Raw genomic sequence first — 16,272 nt, 5'->3', positions numbered from 1 at the left:
CGCCTCCCCCCGCGTCCTAGTCGCCGGCCGACTCGGCCGTCGGCGTGCTGGTAGGTGAGGCGGAACGGTCGTCGGACGACGCGGCGGCGGCCGGCGCAGGCTGCGGGTCGGAGCGGGCGGGCGGCGTGCTGACCGCGGCGCCCTCGTGGTCCGGGGGCGGACTGTCCGCGTCGGCGCCGGCCGGGGGAGAGGCGGGCGCCGCCGAGGGAGTCGCGGCCGCGCCGCCATCCGTGCCACTCGGCGTCGCCGCGCCCGGTCCGCCGGGCGGGGACGCGGCCTTGGGGGTCAGCGTCAGGGCGGGCGTGGCTGCCGCGGTGGTGGCTGCCGCGGTGGACGTGGACGTGGCTGCCGGGGCGGCGGATTGCGCCGAGGGGGAGACCGGTGTCGGCGCGGACGACGATGGTGGGGAGGTGGCGGCGCCGAGGATGTCGGCGTCCTCCTCCGGCTGAGCCCGTGGGGTGGGTCCCGCTGTGGGCGATGTGGCCGGAAGCGATGCGGTCGTGTCTGTCGCCGGGGAGGTCACCGGTGTGCTGGTGGTCTCGAACGCGCTGGTGGTTCCAGGTGTGCTGGTGGTCTCGGGCGTGGTGGTGGTCTCCGGCGCGTCGGTGGGCGTCGACGCGGCGGCGTACGTGCTCGGGGAGCGGGCCGCACGAGAGGTCGCGGGGGAGGACGTCTGAGGGTCGAGCGCCACGCGGAGATCGCCGATGAGATCGACGGCGTCCCGCGCCGACTCGGACGTCCCGGGTGGCAGGGCGGTCAGGACGTCGTTCAGGCGCTCCGACTGCTCGGAGGTGAACGCGTCCATCGTGCGCCGGGCGTCGGCGTCGCCGGCGTGTGCCTGCGCCAGCAGCACCGTCGATCCCGCCCTGGTCTGGGCGTACCAGGCCCGCAGCAGGCCGTTGACCGTGCGGGCATCGGCATGTCGCCCATCGGCGGGTGCGCCGGTGGGCGAGGCGGACGGGCCAGGACTGGACGGGCCGGCTGCGGTCGGCGCGGTATCGGCGGTCGGGGCGGTCGGGGCGGTCGGGGCGGTATCGGTGGTCGCCGCCGGGGAGGATGAGATGACCGGGGAGATCCCGATGCCCGCCGCCCCGAGCGGGGCGCTGGTGGCTGACGGCGGGCCGACGATCCCGAAGCCGGTGATGCCGCCCGCGGCGGGCGTGCTGGCGGCCCCGGTGCCGGCGGGCGACCCACGGCCGGTTCGGGTGGAGGCACGGTCGGGACGGGTGCCGACGGTGAGGGTGCGCAGCTCGTCCATGCGGGTGCCGGCGACGCCGAGGCGCGTTCTGGCTCGGGTCACCGGATCCGGTGCCAGGGACAGCTCGAGGTTCTCGACCTGCCGCTTGACGGTGTAGAGCGGCTGACCGGGCAGCGCCCCGCGGGCGCTGACGGCGAGGCCGACCAGCACCACGGTCACGCTGAGCCCGGCGGCAGCCAACGAGCGGACGACGCGAGGCAGCCGACCGCGGCTCGCGACGGTCCGCGGCACCCATCGCCCGCCGCCGGCGTCCTTGCCTGCCGCCCCTGCGGGCTTCGTCGTCGCGGACCCAGCCGCGGTGGTCGCGGTGGTCGCCGCGGCCGCGGGGGCTGCGGGGGCCGGGTGGGTCGCGCCCACGGAGGCGGCCGTAGCGGAGGCGGCCATAGCGGAGGCGGCCATGGTGGGGGCGGCCGTCGTGGGGGTGGTCGCGGGGTTGGCCAGGGCGGCGAGGAGTTGGGCGCGCAGCGCGTCGTGGCTGGCCGGATCCAGCTGGGGTCGGGGCAGGCCGCGGGCGGCGTCGGCGATCGTGACGAGGTGCCGCTCGGCGGGGCTGTTCGGTGGGCGGGTGCCGTCGAGGATGGCGGCGACGCGGCGGGCTGAGTGGGATCCCGGACGCCAGAAGGAGAAGGGCCGCGACGGCCACCTGGGCGGGCCAGGCCCGGCTGACCGATGGGATCCGCCGGGGCGCGGCTCGCCGCGGGGATCCCGATCGCGACCGCGCGCTGCCCTCACGTCCTCTCCCCGTGGCCGGTCGTGGACCGGTGCAGGGGGAAGCTCGGCTGCCCCCGTGCCAGCCCGACCAGCGGTGTAGCTGTCAGGTCGTTCAGTTACCGAATTGCCACGCAGTGTTGACCGCCACTGTACTACCCTTCTCGATCTTCGAGCCGGCGCGGACGGACTGGGCGACCACGCGGTCGTTCGGGCTGCCGCCGAAAATGTTCGACCTGCTGATCGACAGGCCGCGCTGGCGCAGGGCGCTCTCGGCGTCGCGGAACGACTTGCCGACCAGCTTCGGCACGGTGACCTGGATGCCGCTGCCGTCGCCGCCCGTGCCGCCGCCGGTGTCCCCGCCGCCGGTCCCGTCGTCGGGGGCGGCCGCGACGGTCAGGGTGACCGTGCTGTTCGGCGGGATCGGCTGGCCCACCTGGGGCGCGACGCCGACGACGCTGCCCGTGTTCCCGTCCGTCGTCACGGCCACCGCCTGCTGGATGGTGAGTCCGGCGACCCCGAGGCCCTCGATCTCGGCCTTCGCGTCGTCGAAGGACTTGCCGATGATGTCGGGCGGCATCGGGCGGGTGTCCGGCCCGGACGAGACGATCAGGTTGACGTTGTCCTTGGGCTTGAGCACCGTGTTGACGGCCGGGTTGGTGGAGATGACGTGACCGACCGGGACCGTGTCGCTGGCCTGCGGCATCACGCCGCCGGGGGTGAGGTTGACCTGGTTGAGCCGGGTGGTGGCCTGCTCCTGGGTGAGGTTCGCGACGTCCGGCACGCGGATCGCCGCCGGCCCCGAGCTCAGCCGCAGCGTGACGAGGGTGCCCTTGTGGACCCGGGCGCCGTCATGCGGGTCCTGCTTCGCGACGTGGCCGGCGGGCACCTTTGGGTCCGCCACCGGGTCGAGGTAGGTCACCTTCAGCCCGGCGTCGCGCAGCATCGTCTCCGCGTCGGACTTGCTGACGTTCGCCAGCAGGGGGACCTCGACCTTGCCGCCGGTCAGCGCGCGTAGTGAGACGAACCCGATGATCAGCACCAGGATGACCGCGCCGCCGACGAGCAGGGGAGTCGGCGGCCGCCGGCTCGGGGCGCCGCCGGCCCGCCGCCGGCCGCGGCCGCCGCCCGCCCCGCCGGCCGGCATCCGTGCCGACCCGGCCGAGGGGTGGTACAGGCCAGCCGTGTCGGGCGCGGGGCTGTCGTCCCCCGGGAAGGACCCGCCGCTCTGGTAGGCGGTGACGTCCGGGCCGGTACCGAAGGCGGCGACCGCGGTGGCGTCGGGGGCGACCGGGCCCGGGTGGGCCTGCGTCGGCGGGAAGTCGGCCATCGCTGACGCGCGCGGGCCACCGGCGGGACCGGCGCCGGGCTGACCGGCGGGTGGCGGGACCGCGACGCTGCCGGGACGGGGACTGAGCCCGTCGGCGTGGTACTCGTCGGCGGTGAACGCCTGGGTGTGGTCGGGCGTGCCGGGCGGCGGGGGGTCCATCAGGCCGATGCGCTGGACCTCGCCGGTGAAGCCGGTGTGGTACTCCACCTGCTCGGGCAGGTACGGCGCGATCCGCGCCAGCTCCTCCAGCAGGGCCGAGCCGTCCGCCGGGCGGCGGTCGGGATCGCGCGCGGTCGCCCGCAGCACCAGCCCGTCCAGTTCCGCGGGGATACCCTCGACCACGGTGGACGGCGCCGGCACGTCGCCGTGGACGGACTGGTAGGCCATCGACATCGGGGTCGCCCCGCTGTGCGGGAGCTGGCCGGTGAGCGTCTCGAACAGCACCACCCCGGCGGCGTAGACGTCGCTGCGGGTGTCGGCGGTGCCGTGGGTGACCTGCTCGGGGGCGAGGTAGCCGACGGTACCCAGGACCACGCCGTCAGTCAGCGCCTGGGTGGGCTGGCCGAGGGGCCGGGCGAGGCCGAAGTCGGCCACCTTCACCTGGCCGTCGTCGCCGAGCAGGATGTTCTCGGGCTTGATGTCGCGATGGATGATCCCGGCGTTGTGGGCGGCGGCGAGCGCCTCCATCACCGGCTCGATGATCTCGACGGCCTCGGCGACCGGCAGCCGGCCGCGCGCACCGAGATGCTGGCGCAGCGAGCGGCCGCGCACCAGCTCCATCACCAGGTAGTTCACCAGGCCGGCGGGCGTGTGATCGGAGCCCTGGTCGAGGACGGAGACGACGCGGGACGTGTTCAGCCGGGCGACGGCCTTGGCCTCGCGGTGGAAACGCCCGACGAACTCCGGGTCGTGATTCAGGTTGGGATGCATGACCTTGAGCGCGACGAGTCGGTCCAGCCGGTTGTCGTGCGCGACGTACACCGTCGCCATGCCGCCGACGGCAAGACGTTCCTGCGCCGTGTAGCGGCCGTCGAGAAGCCGGCCTATCACAGGGTCGGCCACGGTGGCATCCACGGGCGACAGTTTACGATCGATGCCGACCGGCTTCGCTACCGGAGCCTCGCGGGCTTACCCGCCGAGATGCGTCCGGCCTGCCGGGGGGAACACGCCTCCAGCGCCCGGCGGTACGCCGACAGCGGCGCGAACCCGCGGAATTCACCGCCAACGGTACGGCACCGTCGGGCGGGCGGCGAAGCATCTTCGCCGGGCGGAGCGCGGGCGCCGACGCGCGGTGTGCTGGAAGCCGGCGGAACGGGAAGCGGGCGTAAGCGTCTAGACTGTGGCTTCGTACCGGGGAGCCCGCGGAGGCGGGCTGAGAGGCTGGCCAGGACTGCCGTCGGCGACCCGCAGACCCGATCGCGGTCATGCGCGCGTGGGGAGGATGATCGTCATGTCGCAGCACCCGGTTGGTGACACCGCGGCCGACGCCGTCGGGGGAGTCGCCGCCGAGATCGACGAACTGGTGATCGCGGGGCGCGGCTACCGCAGCCGGCTGTTGGTCGGCACCGGGAAGTTCTCGTCACACGAGGCGATGCGGGCCAGCCTGCTCGCCTCCGGCGCCCAGATCGTCACCGTCGCGCTGCGCCGCGTCGACCTCGACCGGGCCGGCGCCGGCGACGTCCTCGACTTCGTCCCCGCCGGGATGACCCTGCTGCCGAACACGTCCGGCGCGGTGGACGCGGGCGAGGCGCACCGGCTCGCCCGGCTGGGGCGCGCCGCCACCGGGACGGGTCTGGTCAAGCTGGAGGTCACCCCGGATCCGCGGACTCTCGCGCCCGATCCGATCGAGACGCTGCGCGCCGCCGAGCTGCTGGTCGCCGACGGCTTCACCGTGCTGCCGTACTGCTCGGCGGACCCGATCCTCGCCCGTCGGCTGGAGGAGGCCGGCTGCGCGACCGTCATGCCGCTGGGCAGCTGGATCGGCTCCAACCGGGGGCTGCGCACCCGCGACGCGATCGAGGCGATCGTCGCCGGCGCGGGGGTGCCCGTCGTGGTCGACGCCGGCCTCGGGGCGCCGTCGGACGCGGCCGAGGCGATGGAGATCGGCGCGGACGCGGTGCTGGTCAACACCGCGATCGCGGTGGCGGACGACCCGGTGCGGATGGCGCGCGCCTTCGCCCTCGCGACCGTCGCCGGGCGGCTGGGCCATCTCGCCGGGCCGGCCGGTGCCAGTGTCGGCACCGGTGGAGCCACCGTCGCGTCGGCCTCCTCGCCCCTCACCGGCTTTCTCGGCGCCCTCGGCGCGGTGGCGCCCGCGGCCCCGTCAGCCTCCACAGCCCCGTCAGCCCCGTCAGCCTCGTCAGCTTCCACAGCCCCGACGGCCTCCGCGGCCCCCAGGGGCGGCGTGGGCGGGGGTGCGGGGTGAGCGCGCAGCCGGGACTGTTCGCCCGCGAGCTCGCCGGCGTCGACCTGCCCGCCCTGTCGGCCCGGTCGCGCGACGCGACGCCCGCGCAGGTCGACGCACTGCTGCGCCGCATCGCCCCGGGCGGTGCCGGGCGGCCGGCCCCGGCGCGGGCGCAGCTGGGGCTCGCCGAGCTCGCCGTCCTGCTCTCGCCGGCGGCGGGGGAGCGGCTCGAGGAGCTGGCGCTGGCCGCCCGGGAGACGACGCTGCGCCGCTTCGGCCGCGCCGTGCGCCTGTTCGCGCCGCTGTACGTGTCCAACGAATGCCTCTCGTCGTGCACCTACTGCGGGTTCGCCCGCGGCCTGCCGGTCGCCCGCCGCACGCTCGACGTCGACGAGGTCGAGGCGGAGGGGCGGCTGCTGGCCGCCCGCGGGTTCCGCCACCTGCTGCTCGTCGCCGGCGAGCACCGCGTCGAGGTGTCCGCCGACTACCTGGTCGCCGTCGTCGAGCGGCTGCGCCCGCTGTTCCCGTCGCTGTCCATCGAGACGCAGACCTGGTCGGACGACACCTACGCTCGGCTGGTGCGGGCGGGACTGGAGGGCGTCGTCCATTACCAGGAGACCTACGACCGGGCCCGCTACGCGCAGGTGCACGTCGCCGGCTGGAAACGTGACTACGACCGGCGGCTGTCGTCGTTCGAGCGCGCGGCGGCCGCCGGGGCGCGGCGCCTGGGGATCGGCGCTCTGCTCGGCCTCGCCCCGGACTGGCGAGCCGACGTGCTCGCCCTCGGCGCGCACGCCGCGTTCCTGACCCGCCGGTACTGGCGGACGGAGGTGTCCGTGGCGCTGCCGCGGATCAAGCCGTCGGCGAGCGACTTCCCGCCGGTGGTCGTCGTATCCGACGCCGAGTTCACCCAGGCGCACGCGGCGCTGCGGCTGTTCGGCCCGGACCTCGCGCTGTCGCTGTCCACCAGGGAGCCGGCGCCGATCCGCGACGGCCTGGTCCGCATCGCGGTGACCACGATGAGCGCCGGCTCGTCCACCGAACCCGGCGGCTACTCCACGCCGGGCACCGCCCAGGAACAGTTCTCGATCTCGGATGAGCGCCCGCCCGCCGAGGTCGCCGCGATGCTGGTCGAGGCCGGTTACGAACCGGTGTGGAAGGACGCCTTCCCGCTGGTGGACGCGAGCCCGGCCGGATGAGCGGGGCGGGCGCGCGTGAGGTGATTCTCGACGGCGGGGCGTAATAGTCTGCGGCGATGCGGCGAATCGTCATTGCTGGTGCGGGAATGGCGGGGGGCCGGACGGCCGTCGAACTGCGGCGGCGGGGCTTCACCGGTGAGATCACGATGGTCGGCGCGGAGGCGCACCGGCCCTACGACCGGCCGCCCCTGTCCAAGGCGGTGCTCACCGGCCGGATCGACGACACGACCCTCCCGTTCGATCTCGACGGTGTCGAGGTGCTCACCGGGCGGCGGGCGACGGCGCTGCGCCCGGGCACGGTGGAGACCGACGCCGGCCCGCTCGAGCACGACGGCCTGGTGATCGCCACCGGTGCCGATCCGGTGACCCTGCCCGGCGACGGTCCGGTGCGGGTGCTGCGAACCATCGACGACGCCCACGGCCTGCGGTCCGCGCTGCGCCCCGGCCTGCGGCTGGTGATCGTCGGCGCCGGGTGGATCGGCGCGGAGGTCGCCACCACCGCCGCGGCGATCGGCGCCGAGGTGACCGTCGTGGAGGCGGCCGACTCGCCGCTGCGAGCCGCGCTCGGCCCGGTGGTCGGCGCCCGCACGATCGCCTGGTATGCCCGGGCCGGCGTGACCCTGCGGCTGGGCACGGCGGTGGAGCGGACCACCGCGGACGGGCTGGTTCTGGCCGGCGGCGAGGTGCTGCCGGCGGACGAGATCCTCATCGGCATCGGCGCCCGGCCGAGCGTCGGGTGGCTGGCCGGAAGCGGGCTGGCGCTGGAGCGCGGCGTCGTCGCCGACGAGCGTCTCGCCGCCTCGTGGGAGGGCGTGGACGGCCCGCCGGTGGTCGCCGTCGGGGACTGCGCGGCCTGGTGGTCGCGCCGCTACGGGCGCCGGCTGCGCGTCGAGCACTGGGACACCGCGCAGCAGTCGCCGTCGGTCGGCGCCGCGACCCTGCTCGGTGGGGACGAGGGCGACGCGGCGGTGTACGACCCGGTGCCGTACTTCTGGTCGGAACAGTTCGGCTGGATGGTGCAGTTCGCCGGCATGTCCGGCGTCGAGGGCGACGCGCTGGTCTGGCGGGGTGACCCGGACGCGCCGCGGCCGGCGGACGGCAGCCGTCCGGTGGGCTGGTCGGCCGGCTGGTTCGCGCCCGACGGGCATCTGCGCGGCATGGTCACGGTCGGCCGGCCGATGGACATGGTGGCCGCCCGTCGGCTGATGATGGCCGGCGGCGGCATCGACCCGACGCGTTTCGCGGACGTCGCGGTGACGATGAAGGAACTCGTCGCGGCAGGCTGACGGAACCCGCTGGTCCGTGTGGGGATGGTCAGGTGACGAATTCGCGTCCGTCGGCTGCGGAGATATGGGACGAACCGTCCGGAATGCTGGGATGGGCGGTCGTCCGTTCCCCACCCGAATGGGTACATGGTGGGTTAGCCCACTAGAGTGCCGGGCGTGCCTCGCATTCACCTGGTATCGAACCTGCCCGGTGTGAACGCGCTCGGCGACCATCTGCGCGCAGCGGGTCTCGGCCCGACCTCGGCACGGTCGGCGGACGCGCTTCTCGTTCTCATCGACCGGCCGCTGGATCACGTCGAGCAGGAGCTGCTCGACCGTGCCCGCCAGACCGTCCCGGTGCTGCTCGCCGGCCCGACCGTGCGCGCGCTACCGGCGGACAGCCCGCTTGTGGAGGCCTCCGGCCTCATCCCCGGCCGATTCCTGGCCCCGCACGAGGTCCGGCTGCTGCCAGGGCCGCAGGGCGGGGAGATCATGGCCCGGAACGGGCGGTTCCGGCCCCGGGAGAGCTGGGTCGTCCCGGAGAAGGTCGCCGACGACGTCGAGCGGCTCATCCTCATCCGGCACGAGATGGCCGAGCAGCCGGTCTGCACCTGGCGGCCGTCGACGGGCCTGGGCATGTTCACCCTCGGCAGCGGCGCGGAGGTGCTCGCCGACCCCGCCTACCAGCGGCTCGTCGGTCGCTGGCTGCGGCACTGCCTGGGGGTGCGCGACACCGCCCCCGTCGGCGTCGGTCTGCTCGGCACGCCCGACACCGCCGCCGCTCACCACGCGGCCGTCGAGGCCACCGAGGGGCTGACGCTCACCGCCCTGTGCGACGGTAGCGCCGCCCGCGGGCCCGCGCACGCCCCCGGGCGCCAGCCCCGCCGGGTCGAGGACCCGGACGACCTGGTCAACGACCCCGAGCTCGGGGTCGTGATCGTCGCCACCCCGACCCACACCCACCTGGAGTGGGCCGGGCGGGCGCTGGAGGCCGGCAAGCACGTCGTCGTGCAGGCGCCGATGTGCCTGTCGCCGGCCGATGTCGACCAGCTCGCCGAACTCGCCGCCGCCCGCTCGCGGGTGCTGGCGGTGTGCGCCGCGAGCGAGCGGGACGCGGGCCTGCGGGCGATGCGCGACGCCGTGCGCCGGGGCGTGGTCGGCGAGCCGATGCGGCTGGAGGCCTACCGCGGTGGCCCGCGCCGCCCGCTCGGCACCTGGCACGACGACGAGCGCATCAGCGGCGGCCAGCTGTTCGACCGCGGCGTCGCCGCCGTCGAGGCGGTGCTCGGCCTCGTCGACGAACCGGTCGAATGGGTCAGCGCGTCCACCCTCAAGCGGGTCTGGCACCACGTCAGCAACGCCGACCACAGCCGGCTGCTGCTGCGCTTCGCCGGCGGCGCCGAGGCGCAGATCACCATCTCGGACCTGGCCGCGGCTCCACGCCCGTGGCTGGAGGTGCTCGGCAGCGGCGGCTGCCTCGTGCTCGACGCCCCCACCGGGCCAGGTGACTCCGCCGTCGGTCCCATCCGCCCGGGCGGACGGCACGCCGGCCCGTCGAGCGGCCCGTTCGCGGCCGAGTCGGGCCCGCCCGGCGCCGGCGACGCGCTGTTGCTGCTCACCCACGACGGGGTCGACACCCGGTATCCGGTGCCGCCCGCGGCGGAGGCCGCCGGGGGCTTCTATCACGATCTGGCCGACCTGCTGGTCTCCGGCTGGCCGCTGGCGGGACACGGCGTGGAGTCCGCCCGGCCGGTCGTCGCCGTGCTGGAGGCGGCCGCCCGCTCGGCCGCCGCTGGCGGCGAGCAGGCCGCGCCGCGCTGACCCGTCCTGGCCCTGACCCGTCGGGGCGGGACGGGACAGACCTATGACCTCGGCAGTGCCGGACGATCGCGGCCGGGCTGGGCCACGACCGGGTCCCGACTTAGGTGTTTACTGTTGACCATGGATTGGCTGACCCTGCCTGACGCCGCGGCGCAGCTGCAGGTTCCCGTGACCCGAGTCCGCCAGATGGTGCGCGACCGGACGTTGCTGGCCCGGCGGGAGGACGGCGTCCTACGGGTGCCGGCGGACTTCATCATCGACGGTGCCGTGATCAAGGGGCTGCCCGGCCTGCTCACCGTGCTGGCGGACGCCGGGTTCACCGATGACGAGGCGCTCGACTGGATCTTCCGGGAGGATCCGAGCCTGCCGGGGACGCCGATGCGGGCGCTCGCGGAGAACCGCAGCAAGGAAGTCAAGCGCAGGGCGCAGGCCCTCGCCTTCTGAGCCGTCCGCGTCACCCGGCTCGCACGCTGGCAGTCCGCCGTCCGGTCCCGACATGGTGGGACCGGACGGCCCGACCCACGCGGGCCCGTCCGTCACGCCGCGCCGTCTCGCACGCCGCGCCGTCCCGAGACGGGGACGAGGGTCACCGACGTCTTGCTCTCCCGGATGGCTGATGCCCGGCTCCCGTAGTGTCGGGTCATGGCCGAACGCCCGCCCGCCACCCCATCACCCGCCGCCGCCACCTCAGCTGCCACGATGTCAGCCGCCGCGATGTCGGCTGCGGCCGCGTCGCCCGCTGCCACGCGGACCCCGTCCGCCCGGACCGAGGCGCGGATCGTCGTCAACGGCGCGAGTCGGGGCGTTCCCACTGGTCAGCCCCTACCCGAGCTGCTGGCGGGGCTCGGCCTGCGGCCTGGATCGGTCATCGTCGAGCTCAACGGCGAGGCGCTGACCGCCTCCGAGTCCACCCGCGTCCGTCTCGCCGACGGCGACACCCTGGAGATCGTCCGTGCCGTCGCCGGTGGGTGAGCTCAGGGCCGACCGGCTGCGGCGGCTGGCCGATGCCCGGCTCTACCTGTGCACGCCGCGGCGCGCCGAGTTCGCCCCGTTCCTCGACGCGGTCGTCGGCACCGCTGACCGCGGCGGCGTCGACCTGGTGCAGCTGCGGGAGAAGGGCCTGGAGTGGGCCGACGAGGTCCGCGGCCTGCGCCAGATCCGGGCGGCCGGCGCGGCGCGGGGCACGCTGGTCAGTGCCAACGACCGCGCCGACCTCACCGCCTTCACCGGCGCCGACATCCTGCACGTCGGCCAGGACGACGTGCCACCCGCGTTCGCCCGCGGCATCGTCGGCCCGGACGTCCTCATCGGCCAGTCGACGCACAGCCCCGAGCAGTTCCTCGCCGCGCTCGCCGATCCCGACGTCGACTACGTCTGCGTCGGCCCCGTCCACGCCACCCCGACGAAGCAGGGCCGCCCGCCGGTCGGCCTCGGCCTGCCCCGGCTCGCCGCGCGCCACGCCCCGCCCTTCGAACCCGGGTCGAAACCCTGGTTCGTCACCGGGGGCGTGTCCGCCGACACCCTGGACGACATCCTGGCGACGGGAGCCCGCCGGGTTGTCGTCGTGCGGGCCCTGACAGCGGCCGCCGATCCGGGGGCCGAGGCCGCGGCGCTCGCCCGCCGGCTGCGCGCCGGCTGAGCCTCGCCGCGGGCCGGCAGCGTCGATGCGACACCTCAGCTACCTCGCGGTCCTCGTTGGCTGCCTGCTCGGCACGGCCCCGCTGGAATGGTTTTTCGGGACCCGCGTCTACGCCCGCCCGCGCCGGCTCGCGCTGACGTTGCTGCCGGTCGTGGCGGTCTTCGTCGCCTGGGACGTGTACGCCATCGCCGCCGGGCAGTGGACCTTCGACCCGCGCTCGGTCACCGGCATCCGGCTGCCGGGCCGCCTGCCGCTGGACGAGCTGCTGTTCTTCCTGGTCGTCCCCGTCTGCGCGATCCTGACCCTGGAGGCGGTACGCGCCGTACGCGGCTGGCCAGCCGGCGACGAGCCCCCCGCCGCGGAGGAAGTCGCTGCGCAGGAGCCTCCCGCTCGCGGTGAGGCGGACGGTCCGCGGTGAGCTACACGTTGCTCGCGGTGCTCGGCGTGGCCGGGGCGGTCGCCGCGGACCTGTGGGTGCTGCGCACGCGGCTGCTGACCCGGCGGATCTTCTGGACCTCGTACGCGATCATCGTTGTCTTCCAGCTCATCGCCAACGGTGTCCTGACCGGGTTCAGGATCGTCGTCTACGATCCCGGCACCATCCTCGGGCCGCGGATCGCGCACGCGCCGATCGAGGATCTGCTGTTCGGATTCGCACTGGTCACCTGGACGCTGTCGTGGTGGGTCTGGTGGGGCCGGCGGGCCCGCACGGACCGTCACAGCGGGCGGACGGAGTGAGAATTTTGCCGAGTTGGTGACGCAAACGAGCTAATTGGCCCATCGGAGGTAATCCGTCGGCCTAGCCTCGACCGTGATGACGCACGATGTTGCTGGTGGCCCCGGCTCGGCGGGGCGGCACCGTTCTCCCTGGGGTCGGTCGGGCCGGATCCTGCCGATCCGGTGGGGTCGGATCGGCGCGGCCGTGGCCGCGCTGGCGCTGCTCGCGGCAAGCCTGGTGGTTCTGCGGCTGCGGCTGGACGAGAGCGGTCACTCCGGCCGTTCCGGCACGCCGAGCGCCCAGCGCCGCCCGCTCGGCGGCGCCCCGCCGGACGTGCTGGCCGCCACCCCCACCTCGCGACGGCCGAGCGGGTCCGCGTCCGCCTCGACGCCGCTGCCCACCCCCCTCGACGTGCTCCCGCCCGACGGGGTGGTGCCATCCCCGTCAGTCAGCGCCGGGACGGGGGGCACGCGCAGCGGTGACAGGGGCGCGGGCGCCACGGCCCCAGCGGTCGCGCCGCGTCCGAGCGGGCCGGTGCTCGGGCTGAGCGCGACGTCGGTGGACCTCGGCGCGGTCGACTCGGTCTGGCGGGTCGACCTGCGTGGCGACGGGACGGCGCCTGTCGACGTGGCGGTCGGCAGCACCCCCTCGTGGCTGGCGGTCGTCCCGAACCAGCGGCGGGTCGACCCGGGGGTGAAGGTCCCCCTCGTGATCACTCTTGACCGGGCGGCCGCGCCGGAGGGTACCGTCGACGTGACCGTGCCCGTCACCGCCCGCACCGGCGTCGGCGGTGCGGACCTGCGCATCACCGCCAAGGTCGACGGCTCACCGCGGATCGTCTCGGTGACCGCCGCGCCGGCGCGGATCGTGCGCTCGGGCTGCCCGGCGACGGGCGGCGCCTCCCAGAGCGCGGCGTCCTCGGGAGGCACGGCGCCCCGCGGTGTGTCGGCCGGCGCACCCGCGCCGCCGCCTGGCGCCACTGCGACGTCCGCCGGGGCGGGCGCGGCCGCTGCCCCCGCGGCGTCACAGACGACGGTCACCGTCACGACCGACGACGCGGTCGGCATCTTCGCGGTGCAGCTGGCGGCGACCCTGCCCGGTGGGCGGAGCCAGACCCTGGCGATGAACCTCGGCGCGGCGACAGGTGACCGCTCGACCTGGACGGGGCAGCTTACGGCTCCATCGCAGACCGGCACGATCACCTACACGGCTGCGGTCACCGACCTGAACGGCAAACGGGCGCAGTACCCGGGATCGCTACCCGTGCTGCCCTGCCCGAGCTGACCTCCGCCACGCCCCACGCCGTGGGGACGCCCGGGAAATGATGGTGCCGCCCGGCTCGGGGGGTGCCGGGCGGCTTAGTCATCATGGCAGCTCCAGATCCGCCCGCCAAGTCCCTGATCGTGTCCCGAGCGGGCACGGTCATCACGCTAACGAGTAGTCCCAGCTCAGACAGTGAGTAACTACGGATCTTCTCCGGTCAGGTGGCGGACACCGCCGCGTGTCCGGCCGTAGGCCGGCGCACCGCCACCGCCCGAGATCTCTGATGAGGGATTGCGTTCCGCGGAACGCCTCGGGCCGGGCGGGAAAGGGCGGCGCGAGGCCAGCGCTGACCGCCGATATCCCAGCGTCAGTGAGCCTCGCCGCCTGCGCCCTCGGTGCGCCCCACACGTGCGCCGAGATGGTGGCCGGCCGGTGGCTCGGGGTTGGCGCGGGGGCGCGCGAACAGCCGGGTCGCGGTGATCACACCTGTGGTCGTCCCGGCGGGGCCGGCTGGCTCGGGCGGAGTCAGGCCGGGGCGCAGGTGCTCCTCGACGCGCAGGTACTTGCGTCCGGCCCGCAGGTCGGCATCGTTGCGCAACCGGACGATCAGCGGGAACGCCGACAGGGCGGCGGTGTCGAACAGACCCGTCGTGTAGACGAGCTGGACGCCGAGGCGGTCGGCGACGGCGAGCTGAAGATCGAGCAGATAGCCGGCACTGGCCCGGCCGATCGGATTGTCGAGGAACAGCACGCCGGCATGCGAGGCCCGCAGGTGGCCGCGGTCGTTCGCGCGCAGCGCCGCCATCGTGCAGTAGAGGATGATCGCGGCGGTGAGCTGCTGGCCCCCGGAGAAGACGTCGCCGAGCTCGCTGACCCGCACGCGTTCGGTGCGCAGGACCGCGTCGGGCTTGAGGATCTCCACCCGCACCCCGCGCGGGATCGCCGCCCGCACCCCACGCAGCAGCAGGCCCATCCCGTCGCGCCGGGCCGCCGCCGCCGACCGACCCGCCGCGCCGCCGCCGGCGCGGGCATCGCCGCTGGTGAGCGCGCCGCCTGTGGTGCGGGCATCGCCGGTGGGCCGGCCGGCACCGGCGCGGGACCGGGCGGCCACCGTGGCGGCGGCGGAGTCGTCGACGACCTGGCCCAGGGCTTCGGTCAGCGCCCGGTCGTCGGGGTCGGCGAACGTGATGCGCAGGAAGTCCTGTCCCGACCAGTCGCCGAGCCGGTCGGGCAGCCGGGACAGCCGGCCGGCCGCGCGCAGCGTCCCGAGAGCAGCCCGGACCATGCCCTCCAGGCGAGCGACGATCGCCTCGCGGTTGCGGCCGATGTGGGAGAGGTCGTCGTCGAGGCTGCGCAGCCGGGGAGCGAGCGCCGCCGCCCAGGCGGCCGCCGAGTCGGCGACCGTCTCCCGGCCGGCGCGCAGCATCTGCCGGCGGGCCGGGGCGCGCACCGCGTCGAACCGGTCCTGCGCCGCCCACGCGCTGACGGCCTCGGCGGCGGCGCGCACCGCCGTGGCGGCCTGGCCGTAGCCGGCGGCTGTCTCCCGCCAGGCCAGGCGCAGCTGGCGAGCGTCGTCGCGGGCCGCCTGGGCGTCGCCGGTGAACGGCACGGTGGCGGTGTCGGACCTGGTGGTGGGAGTGGTGGTGGGAGTGGTGGTGGCAGCGGGCGGGGTGTCGCCGGACGGGGCGGCGTCGGCGAGGTCGGCGAGGTTCTCGGCGATGGCCTCGAAGGCAGCGACCTCATCGGACCGGCGGGCGGACGCCTCGACAAGCTCCTCGCGGGTGGCTCTGGCCCGGGCGTGGTCCCGCTCGGCGGCGGCGACCGCGGCCGTCGCGCCGCGCAACATCCGCTCGGCCTCGTCGAGGTCGGCGGGTACCCCGTCACCGGTCAGCGGGGCGGCCTCGAAGCGTCGTGCCTCCGCGGTGGCGGAACGCAGCTCCTCCCGCAGCGCGCCGAGGCGCTCGCGGGACTCGTCCAGCTCGGCGCCGATCGCCGCGCTCTCGCGTCGTGCGCGGGCCTCACCGGCGGCGCGGGTCGCGCCGTCCCCGCCGCTGGTACCGGCGAGCAGCTCCCGGGCCCGTGCGCGGATGGCCGGGTCCACCGCGTCGACGTCCGCCCGGGCGGCCGCCTCCTCCCGCCGGGCACGCTCGACCTCGCCGCGCAGATCCGCGCCGACCTCGACCTGGGCGAACGTCCTGCTCGCCGCCTCGTACGCGGCACGCAGCACGGCGACTGGCTGCTCCGCCCCGCCGCTGCCCGCTCCGCCCGTGGCGCCGTCCGCGGAGTCGAGGCTGGGCGTGTCGAGGCTGGGGGTGGAGTCGGGGTCGGAGTCGTCGGTGGTGGCGCCGATGATGCCGGCGCTCTCGGCGCGGGCCGCGTCGGCGTTGCGGCGGGCCTCGTCGGACTGGCGGATGGCCGCGGCGGCGGCCCGCCGTGCGGTGGCGGCATGCTCGCGCGCCGCCCGGGCCTGCGCCAGCCGGTCCTCGACGATGGCGGCGACCTGGTCGATCTGCCTGTCGAGGACATCCGGGTCGCCGATGGAGCGCGCCAGCCGGTCGAGCGCCGCCGCGCGCTCGGCGGCCTGCTCGGCGGCCACCCGCAGCGGTTCGACGCCGGCCAGCTCGGCGCGCGCGGCCTGCTCGGCGGCGGCCGCCTCCCGGCTCGCCG

General features: G+C 75.5%; 12 protein-coding genes and 1 pseudogene. 10 read left to right on the top strand and 3 right to left on the bottom strand.

The window, feature by feature from the left end:
- Nucleotides 1-16 precede the first annotated feature (16 nt).
- Together AC6EXY_RS11665 and AC6EXY_RS11660 are read right to left on the bottom strand one after the other, a co-directional pair.
- Complete coding sequence (locus AC6EXY_RS11665; protein ID WP_499817627.1) at nucleotides 17-1,990, bottom strand: DUF5667 domain-containing protein; 1,974 nt, start codon at nucleotides 1,988-1,990, stop codon at nucleotides 17-19.
- Nucleotides 1,991-2,081: 91 nt separating this feature from the next.
- Nucleotides 2,082-4,358: a Stk1 family PASTA domain-containing Ser/Thr kinase gene (locus AC6EXY_RS11660; protein WP_243407552.1), complete on the bottom strand. Its 2,277-nt coding sequence runs from the start codon at nucleotides 4,356-4,358 to the stop codon at nucleotides 2,082-2,084.
- Nucleotides 4,359-4,746: 388 nt separating this feature from the next.
- On the opposite strand from AC6EXY_RS11660, the gene AC6EXY_RS11655 reads away from it, so the two are divergent.
- The 10 genes from AC6EXY_RS11655 (at nucleotide 4,747) to AC6EXY_RS11610 (ending at nucleotide 13,626) form a co-directional block, all read left to right on the top strand.
- Complete coding sequence (locus tag AC6EXY_RS11655) at nucleotides 4,747-5,721, top strand: thiazole synthase (protein ID WP_499817624.1); 975 nt, start codon at nucleotides 4,747-4,749, stop codon at nucleotides 5,719-5,721.
- Nucleotides 5,718-6,899, top strand: a complete 1,182-nt coding sequence (gene thiH, locus AC6EXY_RS11650; protein ID WP_499817623.1) for a 2-iminoacetate synthase ThiH — start codon at nucleotides 5,718-5,720, stop codon at nucleotides 6,897-6,899. Before AC6EXY_RS11655 ends, thiH begins: the two co-directional genes overlap by 4 nt.
- A 56-nt stretch (nucleotides 6,900-6,955) precedes the next feature.
- Nucleotides 6,956-8,185 (top strand): NAD(P)/FAD-dependent oxidoreductase, encoded by a 1,230-nt coding sequence (locus tag AC6EXY_RS11645; RefSeq protein WP_101832022.1) that lies wholly within the window; start codon nucleotides 6,956-6,958, stop codon nucleotides 8,183-8,185.
- A 156-nt stretch (nucleotides 8,186-8,341) separates the two neighbouring features.
- The gene (locus tag AC6EXY_RS11640; RefSeq protein WP_101832025.1) at nucleotides 8,342-9,985 is read left to right on the top strand and encodes a Gfo/Idh/MocA family protein; all 1,644 of its coding nucleotides are present in this window, start codon (nucleotides 8,342-8,344) and stop codon (nucleotides 9,983-9,985) included.
- A 120-nt stretch (nucleotides 9,986-10,105) separates the two neighbouring features.
- Nucleotides 10,106-10,429, top strand: a complete 324-nt coding sequence (locus AC6EXY_RS11635) for an Rv2175c family DNA-binding protein (RefSeq protein WP_101832021.1) — start codon at nucleotides 10,106-10,108, stop codon at nucleotides 10,427-10,429.
- Nucleotides 10,430-10,684: 255 nt separating this feature from the next.
- Nucleotides 10,685-10,957 (top strand): sulfur carrier protein ThiS, encoded by a 273-nt coding sequence (gene thiS / locus AC6EXY_RS11630; protein WP_101833645.1) that lies wholly within the window; start codon nucleotides 10,685-10,687, stop codon nucleotides 10,955-10,957.
- Nucleotides 10,938-11,624: a thiamine phosphate synthase gene (locus AC6EXY_RS11625; RefSeq protein WP_101833644.1), complete on the top strand. Its 687-nt coding sequence runs from the start codon at nucleotides 10,938-10,940 to the stop codon at nucleotides 11,622-11,624. The genes thiS and AC6EXY_RS11625 overlap by 20 nt, the downstream gene beginning before the upstream one ends.
- Nucleotides 11,625-11,649: 25 nt before the next feature.
- Nucleotides 11,650-12,042, top strand: coding sequence for a lycopene cyclase domain-containing protein (locus tag AC6EXY_RS11620; protein WP_499817622.1), 393 nt, complete (start codon nucleotides 11,650-11,652; stop codon nucleotides 12,040-12,042).
- Nucleotides 12,039-12,362: a lycopene cyclase domain-containing protein gene (locus AC6EXY_RS11615; RefSeq protein WP_101833643.1), complete on the top strand. Its 324-nt coding sequence runs from the start codon at nucleotides 12,039-12,041 to the stop codon at nucleotides 12,360-12,362. The genes AC6EXY_RS11620 and AC6EXY_RS11615 overlap by 4 nt, the downstream gene beginning before the upstream one ends.
- 184 nt (nucleotides 12,363-12,546) lie before the next feature.
- Nucleotides 12,547-13,626: a hypothetical protein gene (locus tag AC6EXY_RS11610; protein WP_499817621.1), complete on the top strand. Its 1,080-nt coding sequence runs from the start codon at nucleotides 12,547-12,549 to the stop codon at nucleotides 13,624-13,626.
- A 346-nt stretch (nucleotides 13,627-13,972) separates the two neighbouring features.
- Here AC6EXY_RS11610 and AC6EXY_RS11605 read toward each other — a convergent pair.
- Nucleotides 13,973-16,272: pseudogene (locus AC6EXY_RS11605) on the bottom strand (hypothetical protein); the annotation flags it as partial.

The sequence above is a fragment of the Frankia sp. RB5 genome, assembly GCF_059816245.1.
The sequence above is the reverse complement of the archived record's forward strand: the minus strand, read 5'-3'. Positions and strand labels throughout refer to the sequence as shown.